At 64.3% G+C, this 11,686-nt stretch carries 10 protein-coding genes; 1 reads left to right on the top strand and 9 read right to left on the bottom strand.

The window, feature by feature from the left end; genetic code table 11:
- Genes ftsW through mraZ form a run of 9 tightly spaced genes read right to left on the bottom strand, consistent with a single transcriptional unit; the run spans position 1 to position 10,166 of the window.
- Positions 1-1,155 carry a putative lipid II flippase FtsW gene (ftsW, locus tag ABSY17_RS10200; RefSeq protein ID WP_378949935.1) on the bottom strand — a complete coding sequence of 385 codons (1,155 nt, stop codon included), beginning with the start codon at positions 1,153-1,155 and terminating at the stop codon, positions 1-3.
- Complete coding sequence (gene murD / locus ABSY17_RS10195; protein ID WP_378949933.1) at positions 1,155-2,558, bottom strand: UDP-N-acetylmuramoyl-L-alanine--D-glutamate ligase; 1,404 nt, start codon at positions 2,556-2,558, stop codon at positions 1,155-1,157. The genes ftsW and murD overlap by 1 nt, the downstream gene beginning before the upstream one ends.
- A 7-nt stretch (positions 2,559-2,565) precedes the next feature.
- A complete protein-coding gene (gene mraY, locus ABSY17_RS10190; protein ID WP_378949931.1) occupies positions 2,566-3,648 on the bottom strand; it encodes a phospho-N-acetylmuramoyl-pentapeptide-transferase in 1,083 nt (360 codons plus the stop codon).
- Positions 3,649-3,666: 18 nt separating this feature from the next.
- Positions 3,667-5,100 (bottom strand): UDP-N-acetylmuramoylalanyl-D-glutamyl-2,6-diaminopimelate--D-alanyl-D-alanine ligase, encoded by a 1,434-nt coding sequence (locus ABSY17_RS10185; RefSeq protein ID WP_378949929.1) that lies wholly within the window; start codon positions 5,098-5,100, stop codon positions 3,667-3,669.
- Positions 5,097-6,551 carry a UDP-N-acetylmuramoyl-L-alanyl-D-glutamate--2,6-diaminopimelate ligase gene (locus tag ABSY17_RS10180; protein ID WP_378949927.1) on the bottom strand — a complete coding sequence of 485 codons (1,455 nt, stop codon included), beginning with the start codon at positions 6,549-6,551 and terminating at the stop codon, positions 5,097-5,099. Before ABSY17_RS10180 ends, ABSY17_RS10185 begins: the two co-directional genes overlap by 4 nt.
- A 52-nt stretch (positions 6,552-6,603) precedes the next feature.
- Positions 6,604-8,322, bottom strand: a complete 1,719-nt coding sequence (locus tag ABSY17_RS10175; RefSeq protein WP_378949925.1) for a peptidoglycan D,D-transpeptidase FtsI family protein — start codon at positions 8,320-8,322, stop codon at positions 6,604-6,606.
- The gene (locus ABSY17_RS10170; RefSeq protein WP_378949923.1) at positions 8,319-8,690 is read right to left on the bottom strand and encodes a hypothetical protein; all 372 of its coding nucleotides are present in this window, start codon (positions 8,688-8,690) and stop codon (positions 8,319-8,321) included. Before ABSY17_RS10170 ends, ABSY17_RS10175 begins: the two co-directional genes overlap by 4 nt.
- 4 nt (positions 8,691-8,694) lie before the next feature.
- Complete coding sequence (gene rsmH / locus ABSY17_RS10165) at positions 8,695-9,711, bottom strand: 16S rRNA (cytosine(1402)-N(4))-methyltransferase RsmH (protein ID WP_378949921.1); 1,017 nt, start codon at positions 9,709-9,711, stop codon at positions 8,695-8,697.
- Positions 9,708-10,166, bottom strand: coding sequence for a division/cell wall cluster transcriptional repressor MraZ (mraZ, locus tag ABSY17_RS10160; RefSeq protein WP_378949919.1), 459 nt, complete (start codon positions 10,164-10,166; stop codon positions 9,708-9,710). The genes rsmH and mraZ overlap by 4 nt, the downstream gene beginning before the upstream one ends.
- A gap of 402 nt (positions 10,167-10,568) precedes the next feature.
- On the opposite strand from mraZ, the gene ABSY17_RS10155 reads away from it, so the two are divergent.
- Positions 10,569-11,681: a cystathionine gamma-lyase gene (locus ABSY17_RS10155; protein WP_378949917.1), complete on the top strand. Its 1,113-nt coding sequence runs from the start codon at positions 10,569-10,571 to the stop codon at positions 11,679-11,681.
- The last annotated feature ends 5 nt before the right edge of the window (positions 11,682-11,686 follow it).

Raw genomic sequence — 11,686 nt, 5'->3', positions numbered from 1 at the left:
TTATTCGGCCGCAACTGCGTGCCGCGGCATGGCGGCGAAACCGGAGGTTCTGAGCTTCTCGGGCTTCCTGCGCGTCAACGCCAGCACCATGCCCATGGAGATGGCAATCGCGATCAGCGACGAGCCGCCATAGGAGATGAACGGCAGCGTCATGCCCTTGGCCGGCATCAACTGCAGGTTCACGCCCATGTTGATGACAGACTGGAAGCCGAAGACGACGACGAGTCCGGCCACCGCATAGCGGGTGAAATCATCGTGCTCGCGCAGTGCAGTGCGCAAGCCGCGCAGCACGATGAAGGCGAATATCGCCATGATGATGAGGCACAGCATGATGCCAAACTCCTCGCCGGCGACGGAGAAGACAAAGTCGGCGTGGCTGTCGGGGATGACGCGCTTGACCGTGCCCTCGCCTGGCCCGACGCCGAACCAGCCGCCGTTGATGATGGCGTCACGGCCCATGTCGACTTGGAACGTGTCGCCCTCGCCGGTCATGAAGCGATCGATACGGCCGGCGACGTGGGGAAAGATCGTGTAGGCAGCGAACAGGCCACCGACTGCGCTGAAGCCGAGCACGATGATCCAGAACCATGACATGCCGGCCATGAAGAACATCACCCCCCATGTACCCAGCGTCAGCATGGTCTGCCCAAGGTCGGGCTGCGCCATCAGCAACGCCACTACCAGCCCGAGCAGGATCATGGCGAACAGGTTGCCCGGAATGTCCGGCTGACGTTCATGTTCGGCAAACAGCCAGGCGCAGATGACGACGAAGGCAGGCTTGAGGAATTCCGACGGCTGGATCGAAAGACCTGCCAGCGACACCCAGCGCCGCGCGCCCTTTACCTCGACGCCGACGAACAGCACCGCCACCATCATCACCAGCATGATACAGAGCATGATCAGGGCCATGCGCCGGATCTGCCGGGCATCGAGGAATGAAACCCCGATCATCACCACAAGTGCGGGGATGGTGAAGATGATCTGCCTGGTGGCGAAGTGGAAACTGCCGAGGCCGATGCGCTCGGCCACCGCCGGGCTCGCGGCGAATGAAAGCACGATGCCGAGCCCCATCAGCGACAGAAACGCTGCCAGGAACCAGCGATCGACCGTCCACCACCACAGGGCAACGGGACTTCTGTCGAGACGGCTGATCATTATCTTGCCCCTCCGATAGCGCTGACGCCATCAATAGCATCGACAGCTTGCCTGAAGGCTTCGCCGCGAATCTCGAAATTCTTGAACTGGTCGAAGCTGGCGCAGGCCGGCGACAGCAGCACCACCACCTCGCCACCGGCGTCGTCCCTTGCCGCATCCCACGCCGCACGCTCGACTGCTGCAGCCAGCGTGCCGGCAATCTCGTAAGGTGCGGCTTCGCCAAGCGTTGCAGCAAACGCCGGAGCAGCCTCGCCGATCAGGTAGGCGCGCGCAATGCGCGGGAACAGCCCACGCAGCGGCTCGATACCGCCCTCCTTGGGCAGGCCGCCGGCGATCCAGTAGATGCGCGGGAAGCTCGACAGTGCCGGTGCCGCCGCATCCGCATTGGTCGCCTTGGAATCGTTGATGAACAGGACGTGATCCTTGCGGCCCACCTGCTCCATGCGATGAGCAAGCCCGGGGAAGCTCTCCAGCCCTGCCTGGATCTCACCGAGATCGAGGCCCACCTTGAGGCAGGCGACGACGGCGGCAAGCGCGTTCTGGGCGTTATGCTGGCCGCGCAGCGAGCCGATGCCTTCGAGGAAGGCGATGCGGCTATAGCGACCGTCGACCGCTTCCATCAGGTTGGTGCCGTCGGCGAAATAGCCGTCGGTCAGCGGCAGTCGCTTGGAGATGCGCACGACGTCCTTGCCGGCGCGCTCGAGCCGGTCGGCGATCTGGGCGCAATAGATGTCGTCGACGCCGATGATGGCGGTGTCGCTGCCGGCGACCAGCCGCTCCTTGATGGCGGCGTAGTGCTGCATCGTGCCGTGGCGGTCGAGATGGTCAGGCGTGAGATTGAGCAGGACACCTGCCGTCGGGTTGACGGAGGGTGCGAGGTCGATCTGGTAGGACGAACACTCGACGACATAGTTCCGGTCGGGCTGCGGCGGATCGAGCGTCATCACCGCACGGCCGATATTGCCGCCCATCTGCGTGTCGCGGCCGGCCGATTTCAGGATATGCGCCGTCAGCGCCGTCGTCGTCGACTTGCCGTTGGTGCCGGTAATGGCGATGAACGGCGCCGTAGGTGCTGCGGCGATCCGCTCGCGCGCAAACAGTTCGACGTCGCCGATGATCTCGACGCCAGCACCGCGAGCAAGCTCCACCGTCCAGTGCGGCTTGGGATGCGTCAGCGGTACGCCCGGCGACAGCACGAAGGACGAGATGCCGGCCCAGTCGGCGCCGTGCAGGTCGCCCGTGGGGATGCCGCCGCTGAACGCCCGCGCCACGCTCTCGGGATTGTCGTCCCAGGCAAGCACTTCCGCCCCGCCTTCGATGAGGGCACGCGCCGTTGCAATACCCGAGCCGCCGAGCCCGAACAGAGCAACGCGCTTTCCCCTGAATGACGTGGCAGGAATCATGGACACCTCAGCGCAGTTTAAGGGTGGAAAGACCGATCAGCGCCAGGATGACGGCGATGATCCAGAAGCGGATGACGACCTGGCTCTCTGTCCAGCCCAGCTTCTCGAAATGATGATGGATAGGCGCCATCAGGAAGACGCGGCGGCCGGTCATCTTGAAGAAGCCGACCTGGATGATCACCGACAGCGCTTCCATGACGAACAGGCCGCCGATGATCGCCATGACGATCTCGTGCTTGGTAGCGACCGCGACCGTGCCGATCAGGCCGCCCAGCGCCAGCGAGCCGGTGTCGCCCATGAAAATGGCCGCCGGAGGCGCGTTGAACCACAGGAAGCCGAGCCCTGCGCCAATGACCGCGCCGAGGATCACGGCAAGCTCACCGGTGCCGGGAACGAAATGGATCTGCAGATATTCGGCGAAGACCGCGTTACCCGAGAGATAGGCGATGACGCCGAAGGACGCCGCTGCAATCATGATCGGCACGATGGCAAGGCCGTCGAGCCCGTCGGTCAGGTTCACCGCATTGCCGGCGCCGACGATGACGAAGCAGGCGAAGGGGATGAAGAACCAGCCGAGATTGAGCAGGAAATCCTTGATGAAGGGGAAGGTCAGCGACGACGAGAACGGCGCCTGGCCATTTTGCATGATGATCCATGCGGCGATTGCCGCGATCAGGAACTCGATGCCGAGTCGCGCCTTGCCGGATAGCCCCAGATGGGACTGCTTCGTGACCTTGAGATAGTCGTCATAAAAACCGATGGCGCCGAAGCCGACGGTGACGAACAGCACTACCCAGACATAGACGGAGGCGATGTTGGCCCACAGCAGCGTCGAACCGATGATGCCGCACAGGATCATCAGGCCGCCCATCGTCGGCGTGCCTGCCTTCTTGAAATGGGTCTGCGGCCCGTCTGCGCGGATCGGCTGCCCCTTGCCCTGCCTGATGCGCAGGGCGTTGATGATCGCCGGTCCGAAGATGAACACGATCAACGCCGAGGTGATCAGCGCTCCGCCGGTGCGGAAGGTGATGTAGCGGAAAACGTTGAAGATCGAGACCTTGTCCGCAACGTCGACAAGCAAAGTTAGCATGCTTCCCCCGAGACCCCGTCAGGCCGGTATGGTGTTGCCGGCCTCAGCCGGAAATGTCTTGATCATCGCTTCGACCAGCCGCGAGAAGCCGATACCCTTCGACGACTTGATCATGATGGCGTCACCGGGCTGCACCACATCCAGCAGGACAGGCTTCAGTTCCTCGACGCCGGCGCGGTATTCTGACTTGACCCCTGCGGGCAGTGCATCGGCAAGTGCCTTCATTTCCGGCCCGGCGAGCAGCACCAGGTCGGTCCTGGTCGAGCCGATAAGCTCGGCAAGCGCGGAATGCAACTGCGCCGAATGCGCACCAAGTTCGAGCATGTCGCCAAGCACCGCGATGCGGCGCCCGCCATTCGGTACGGGCGTCGCATCGAGCAGTTCGATCGCCGCCTTCATCGAAGCTGGGTTGGCGTTGTAGCTTTCGTCGATCAAGGTGATCGGCCCGTTCGCAAGCTGGAGGATATGGCGCTTGCCGCGCCCGCTTTCGGCCGACATGGTGGCCAGCGCGGTTGCAACCGTCGGCACGTCGGCGCCGCACAGATGGGCCGCGCCAAGGACGGCGAGCGCATTCTGGACGATGTGCCGCCCCGGCGCGCCAAGGCGGGCCGCCACGTCGCGACCGCCGATGCGGGCGACGATCATCGAATGATCGGCCTCCAGCGTGCATTTCAGCAGCCGAAAATCCGCACGCGCATCTTCGCCGAAGCCCAGGATGTTTTCGACGCCGGCAGCATGGGCGAGCTTTTCAAGCAGATCGAAGCGGTCATCGTCGCGGTTGAGCAGCACCGCGCCATCAGGCTCGACGCCCTCGAAAATCTCGGCCTTGGCCCTGGCGATCTCGTCGAGGCTGCTGAAGAAGCCTAGATGCGCCGCCGCAATCAGCGTCACGATCGCGACGTGCGGGCGAACCATGCGCACCAGCGGGCTGATCTCGCCCGGATGGTTCATGCCGACTTCGAAGACGCCGTAATCGCAGTCTTCGGGCATGCGCGCTAGAGTCAGCGGCACCCCCCAATGGTTGTTGAAGGACGCCGCCGAGGCATGCACCTTGCCGACCGAGGTCAGAGCATGGCGCAGCGCCTCCTTGGTCGAGGTCTTCCCCACCGAGCCGGTGACCGCAATGATGCGCGCACGCGAACGCGCGCGCGCCGCGACGCCAAGCCTTTCGAGCGCGACAAGCACGTCGGGAACCACGATCATCGGTGCCATCAGGCGCCCGAGCGCCGGCAACTTGCCTTCCGCCACCACCAGCAACCCCGCCCCCGCCTTGACCGCGGCGGTCGCGAAGTCGTGGCCGTCCATCGCATCGCCCTTGATGGCGAAGAAGGCCTCGCCGGGCTTCAGGCTGCGGCTGTCGATGGAGATTCCGGTAATGCCTTCGGGCATCTGGCCGAGCGGCCGTCCGCCCGTTGCTTCGACAAGCGCCTCCGATGTCCACAAATAGCTCATGCCGCTCCCCCGGCGAGCGCGTTGAGGACTTCTTCGTGGTCGGAGAAGTGCAGTGTCTCGCCGCCCACCGTCTGGCCCACTTCGTGGCCCTTGCCGGCCACGATCAGCGTGTCGCCTTCGCGCAGCATCGCCACGGCCTCTTCGATGGCCTTGCGGCGGTCGCCGATCTCGATGGCGCCAGGGGCTGCCGCCATGATCGCCGCGCGAATGGTCGCGGGCACTTCTGATCGCGGATTGTCGTCAGTGACGATTGCAACATCGGCAAGCCGCGTCGCGATCTCGCCCATGATCGGGCGCTTGCCGCGGTCGCGGTCGCCGCCGCAGCCGAACACCACGATGACGCGGCCCGTGGTGAATGGGCGAACCGAAGCCAAAACGTTCTCCAGCGCGTCGGGCTTGTGGGCATAGTCGACATAGACAGGCGCACCGGACGCGGTGGTGCCGACGAGGTCGAGCCGCCCGGGCGCGCCCTTGAGATGTTCCAGCGCCGCCAGCGCCTTGGCGACATCAGTGCCGGTGGCAATGGCGAGGCCTGCGGCGACGAGCGAATTGGCAACCTGGAAATCGCCGGCCAGCGGCAGGTCGATTTCGTAGATCACCCCGCCGCATTCGATCTCGGCACGCTGCCTGTGTCGCTCATGCTCGACCCGCTTGAGGCTCAGGAACTGGCCGCCGCGGCCGACCGTCAACACGTCCATGCCGGCCGCACGCGCGGCATCGACCGTCGGCTCGGACCACGGATCGTCGGCGAAGATTACTGCCGGCGCGCCCTTCGGCAGCAAAGTATCGAACAGGCGCAGCTTGGCGCGGTGATAGTCCTCGACCGTGGGATGGTAGTCCATGTGGTCGCGGCCGAGGTTGGTGAAGCCGGCAGCGGCGAGCCGCACGCCGTCAAGGCGGCGTTGGTCGAGACCGTGGCTGGAGGCTTCCATCGACGCATGGGTGACACCGGCATCGGCCAGCTCAGTGAGCAGCTTGTGCAGCGCCACCGGGTCGGGCGTCGTCAACTGGCCGTATTCGTTGCGGCCCGGCGCCACCACGCCGGTGGTTCCGATGCTGGCGGCGGCAAAGCCCACCTGTTCCCAGATCTGGCGCGCGAAGGCGGCGACGGAGGTCTTGCCGCTGGTTCCGGTCACCGCGACCATGGTTGCAGGCTGGCGGCCGTAGAAACGGGCGGCGCTCAGCGCCAGGCTCCGGCGCGGATCGTCAACGGAGATAACCGGCACGCCGATCGCGCCAAGGTCAGCGCCGTCGGCAGCCACTACTGCCACCGCGCCGCGCTTGGCGGCGTCGCCGGCGTAAGCAGCTCCGTCGGCCTTGCTGCCGGCGACGGCAAAAAACACGGTTCCCGGCGTCACCTGCCGCGAATCCGAAGAAACCCCGCTCACCTCGACATCGCTGGACAGCAACCCATCGACAGGCAGGATACCGGCAAGGTCTGATAGTTTCATCGAGTTCCGATCGTCACAAACAAGCGGCGCGCCCATTGGCGCGCCAGCAGAATCAAGGGTAGGAAGCGAGCGTTGCGCCATTTTCATGGCTGAATTCTGGCTTGACGCCAAGCAGCGGTGCCGCACGGCGGATAATGTTGGCAACCATCGGTGCCGCATTGAAGCCGGCGGTCGCCCCCACTCCGGGATGTTCCGGTTTCGGTTCATCAACGATGGTCAGCACGATGTATTGTGGATCGTCCATCGGGAATGCCGCGACAAAGGCGTTGAAACGCTTGTCGGTCGAATAGCGACCATTGACGACCTTTTCGGCCGTGCCGGTCTTGCCGCCGACGCGATAGCCGGGGACCTGGGCGCGCGTGCCCGACCCGCCCGTGCCCTTCGTGGCGTTGAGCGTGTAGAGATAACGCATCGCCTCGCTGGTCGAGGGCTTGACCACCTGCGTGGCAACCGCTTCGGCTTCGGCCTCGCTACGCTTCAGGAAGGTCGGCGGCATCAGCTTGCCGCCATTGACCAGAGCGGCAGCACCGACCGCGGTCTGCAGCGGCGTCGTCGACATGCCGTGCCCGAACGAGATCGTGATCGAGTGCACTTTCTTCCAGACCTTCGGCTCGGTCGGACGCGCAACCTCCGGCAACTCGGTCTGCATACGGTCGAGCAGCCCCAGGCGCTGCAGGAACTCGCGGTGACCTTCGATGCCGACCACATCGGCCTCGCGTGCCGAGCCGATGTTCGACGAAAAGATGAACACCTCGGGAACGGTCAGCACCCTGCCCTTGCCGTGGAAATCGCGGATGGTCTGGCGGCCGATGGTGATTGGCCTCGTCGCATCGACGGTGCTGTTCAGCGACATCTTGCCGGAATCGAGCGCCATCGCCGTTGTAAAGCTCTTGATCGTCGAGCCCATTTCGAACAGGCCGGCCGACATGCGGTTCAGGCGATCCTTGTCCTGGGCATTGTAGGGGTTGTTCGGGTCGAAATCCGGCACCGAGCCCATGCCCAGGACTTCGCCGGTCTTGACGCTGAGCACGACCGCACCTGCCGCCACGGCGTGATACTTCTCAAGCGCCGTCACCAGTTCGTCGCGAACGATATGCTGGACGCGCAGGTCGATCGAAAGCTCGACCGGCTTGAGATCCTTGGCGATCGCCAGCCCCGAAGCCTGAAGATCGGCAAGACCCTGGTCGTCGATATATTTCTCGAGACCGGAAATGCCCTTGTTGTCGATATTGGTCAGCCCGACGATGTGCGAAGTCGTCTCGCCACCCGGATAGAAGCGCCGCTTTTCCATGCGGAAGCCTACGCCGGGAATGCCGAGCTGCAGTATCTCGGCCTGCTGCTTGGGCGTCAACTGGCGCTTGAGCCAGACAAAGCCGGTGCCGCTTTTCAGCTTGTTGTAGGTCTGCTCGACATTGATGTCGGGCAACACGGTGGACAGCTTCTCGACGGCCTCGTCGGCATCGACGATGCGGCGTGGCTCAGCAAACAGCGAAGCGGTCTTGATGTCGGTGGCCAGCACCTCGCCGTTGCGGTCGACGATATCAGGGCGCGACGCGGTGACCCTGGATTCAGGTCCACTCGAAACCTCAGGATCGAGCATGCCGAGATAGACGAGACGGCCGGCGATGGTCGCATAGATGCCGAAGAACACCGCCATGGTCATGACGACGCGGGTGCGCGTGCGGCCGCCAGTTGCCTTGCGCGCGCTGTCGACGACGATGGAGGTACCGCCCTCGCCCTTGCGGCGTTTCCTGCCAGGCAAGCCGATCATTGGGCAATTCCTCCCGTCACGGTGCGGTCCGGTGCTGCGTCGGCCATGCTGCCCGCTTCGCGGGTGATGTCTTCGATCGTCAGCTGACGAACCGGCAGATCCTTGAGGCTGACGATCTGGCGCGCGTCCACCGGCTCCAGTTGCAGTTCCGACTGGTAGGTCTGGGCAAGCTTCTGCAGCCGCGACGGCTGCGTCAGCAGGCTCCAGTCGGCCTTGAGCAGGTCGATCGTGTCTTCCTCGAAACGGATCTGCGCCTCGATCTTGCGCACCGCGTCGAGCTGGTTCTCCGCGTCATGCTTGGTCTGGTAGGTAAAGGCCGCGGCCCCAACCATCACGGCGATCAGCACGATGTCGCTGGTACGGAACATTGGCTCACCTTTCTCCCGAATGACTGACGTCGGGAAGCTTCGGCAGCCCGAAGATCGAAAAATCCTCATCGCGCGGCGCAGCCGTCGTGCGGACCGCCGCGCGCAGCTTGGCCGAGCGGGCACGCGGATTGGCGGCGGTCTCGGCATCGCTCGGCCCGACCGCACCGCCCGATTTCTGGAACGTCGTGGCGATCGTCTCAAGTTCAGGCATGTAGCGCGAACGTGACGGCGCGCTGGAGCGGTCGGCAATGAAACGCTTGACGATGCGATCCTCAAGCGAATGGAAGGTGACGACCACCAGCCGCCCACCGGGCTTCAGCGCACGCTCGGCCGCGAACAGGGCACGGGCCAATTCGCCGAGCTCGTCGTTGACGTAGATGCGCAAAGCCTGGAACACCCGGGTCGCCGGGTGGATCTTGTCCTTGGGGCTGCGGCCGATATGGGTTTCGATGGCATCCGCCAGATCCAGCGTACGCTCGAACGGCCGCTTCTCGCGACGGCTTTCGATCATGCGGGCAATGCGCCCGGCATGCCGCTCCTCGCCGAGGAAACCAAAGATGCGGGCAAGATCGCCGAGCTTGAAATGATTGACCACATCGGCGGCACTCGCGCCGGCCTGGGCCATGCGCATGTCGAGCGGACCGTCGGCACGGAACGAAAAGCCGCGCTCAGCCTGGTCGAGCTGCATCGAGGAGACGCCGATGTCGAGCACCACGCCGTCGACCTGATCGACATGCTCGTCGAGACTGGAGAACGGTGCCTGCACCAGACGCAGCCGCCCGCCGGATTGCGCTTCAAGCTCGCGCCCGGCGGCAATGGCGTCCGGATCGCGGTCTATGGCCACCACCGACGCGCCGGTGGCGAGGATCGCCCTGGTGTAACCGCCCGCGCCAAAAGTCCCGTCGACAATCACCTCGCCCGGTGCCGGCTTCAGCGCGGCAAGAACCTCGTCGAGAAGCACCGGAACGTGACGGGCCGATCCGCCGACTGCATTCTGGTCATCGCCATGAGCCGCCATCATTCCGGTCGCTCCAAAGGCTTTGCCCCCTGCCGTAGCTTCAACAGCCGGGCGCGCACTTCCGCGCCATGGGCACGCAGCCGCTCCGGCTCCCACATCTGAAAGAATTGGCCGCGCCCGACAAAGGCAACGTCCGTCGTGATCCCGGTATGCTCGCGCAGGAAATCCGTGACCGAAATCCGCCCATCCTGATCGAGCTTCAGGAAGGTGCTGTCGCCATGAATGAAAAACGACATGTCGTCCGCCGTCTGCAGGAACGGATCCTCTTGCGCGATGCGCTGTTCGTAGCGGTCGAGCAGGTCGAGCCCGCCGACATCCAGCGCCGGAACGTCGAGCGCACGTAGCGCATAGAGCTCCTGATAGCCACGCTTCTGCAATACGGCACGGAAATGCGCCGGAACGGAGACCCGCCCCTTCGCATCGATCCTGTTCACCGCATTTGACAGAAACCGATCCATCGGATGATCCGGCAGCTCTCGCCGCCGCGCCCCTCGTCGTCTTGTCGGCCACGCCCCAGTGGCACAGCCCGAACCGCAAGCCCGAAGTCTTCCCGTTGAGAGCAAACGCGTCACGACCCGCAGCCGCCGCGGCTGCCGGTTCGGCGAACGCCTTACCCTTTACTGGAACGAAATCATGGTTACCGATTTGGGATAACATGGGCCTATATGGGCGTCAACGGGAACTGAGCACACAGCGACAACGCGACAGCCCCTTTCGGACCCTTTCACGGCATCCCGACTTTTATGATCCATTAAGGCTAACGAAGAGTTATCGAGCGAGGGGTGCCGGCGGTCGCCCTTGCCCGGCAGCGCGGCTGCGCTTAGCGTCGGGCTCGGTCGATTAGAGAGAGTCCGCAAGCCATGACGAATTCATCGAATTCCCGCGCTGCCTCGCTTGCCCACCTGCGCCGGTCCAGGCTTTCCGTCGGCGACCCCATCCCACTTCCCCTGACCATGGCGGCGATCTACCACACGCCAGGCGATGCAACCGGCTTCGATCAGTACGGACGCTTCAGCAACCCCACCTGGGACGCGGTCGAAGAGATGCTCGGGCACCTCGAGGAAGCTCCTTGCGTGGCGTTCCCGTCGGGCATGGCAGCGATTTCCGCGGTGTTCTTCGGCCTGCTGAAATCAGGCGACCGCGTCCTCCTGCCATCGGACGGCTACCATACGACCCGCACGCTGGCAGAACGCTTCCTCAGCACCTTCGGCGTCGCCTGGGACGTCAGGCCGACAGCTTCGCTTCTTGACGGTGGCTTCGACGGCTACCGCCTGGTTTTCGTCGAAAGCCCGTCCAATCCGACACTCGACATCTGCGATATCAGTGCCGTCGCCACGGCCGTTCATACGGCCGGCGGCCTGCTGGTCGTCGACAACACGACGATGACGCCCTTCGGCCAGCGCCCACTCGATTTCGGCGCCGACATCGTGGTCGCAGCCGACACCAAGGCGCCGAACGGTCACTCCGACGTGCTTTTCGGCCACGTCGCCAGCCGTAATCCGGACATCATCACCGCTGTCACGGAATGGCGAGAGACAGCCGGCGGCATCCCCGGCCCGTTCGAGGCCTGGCTGGTCCATCGCGGGCTTGAAACGCTGGAGATACGTTTCGACCGCATGTGCGCTTCGGCGGAGATCATCGCATTGCGCCTCAGGAACCATCCTGCGGTGCGTTCCATACGTTTTCCGGGCCTACCAGAGGATCCCTCGCACAATCTGGCACGCGCCCAGATGGAGCGCTTCGGCTTCCTCATAAGTTTTATCGTCGCGTCAGAGGAGAAGGCCGAGGACTTCATCAACGGCTGCGAATTGATCCATGCCGCAACCTCGTTCGGCGGCGTCCACACCGTCGCCGAGCGGCGTGCCAAGCGCGGCGATGCCGTTCCGCCCGGCTTCATCAGGCTTTCGGTCGGTTGCGAACCGGTCGAGGAGTTGTGGTCGGTGATCGAAGCATCGCTGGATCGGATCGCCTGACGGCC

It is taken from the genome of Mesorhizobium sp. ANAO-SY3R2 (genome assembly GCF_042466635.1).
In the GTDB taxonomy this organism is placed as follows: Bacteria; Pseudomonadota; Alphaproteobacteria; order Rhizobiales; family Rhizobiaceae; genus Aminobacter.
The sequence above is the reverse complement of the archived record's forward strand: the minus strand, read 5'-3'. Positions and strand labels throughout refer to the sequence as shown.

Excerpts from the sequence above, each read along its gene's own strand:
- ABSY17_RS10185 (WP_378949929.1), bottom strand. The coding sequence starts at position 5,100 with ATGAGCTATTTGTGGACATCGGAGGCGCTTGTCGAAGCAACGGGCGGA.
- mraZ (WP_378949919.1), bottom strand. The coding sequence starts at position 10,166 with ATGGATCGGTTTCTGTCAAATGCGGTGAACAGGATCGATGCGAAGGGG.
- ABSY17_RS10155 (WP_378949917.1), top strand. The coding sequence starts at position 10,569 with ATGACGAATTCATCGAATTCCCGCGCTGCCTCGCTTGCCCACCTGCGC.
- ABSY17_RS10180 (WP_378949927.1), bottom strand. The coding sequence starts at position 6,551 with ATGAAACTATCAGACCTTGCCGGTATCCTGCCTGTCGATGGGTTGCTG.
- ftsW (WP_378949935.1), bottom strand. The coding sequence starts at position 1,155 with ATGATCAGCCGTCTCGACAGAAGTCCCGTTGCCCTGTGGTGGTGGACG.
- murD (WP_378949933.1), bottom strand. The coding sequence starts at position 2,558 with ATGATTCCTGCCACGTCATTCAGGGGAAAGCGCGTTGCTCTGTTCGGG.
- ABSY17_RS10175 (WP_378949925.1), bottom strand. The coding sequence starts at position 8,322 with ATGATCGGCTTGCCTGGCAGGAAACGCCGCAAGGGCGAGGGCGGTACC.
- mraY (WP_378949931.1), bottom strand. The coding sequence starts at position 3,648 with ATGCTAACTTTGCTTGTCGACGTTGCGGACAAGGTCTCGATCTTCAAC.
- ABSY17_RS10170 (WP_378949923.1), bottom strand. The coding sequence starts at position 8,690 with ATGTTCCGTACCAGCGACATCGTGCTGATCGCCGTGATGGTTGGGGCC.
- rsmH (WP_378949921.1), bottom strand. The coding sequence starts at position 9,711 with ATGATGGCGGCTCATGGCGATGACCAGAATGCAGTCGGCGGATCGGCC.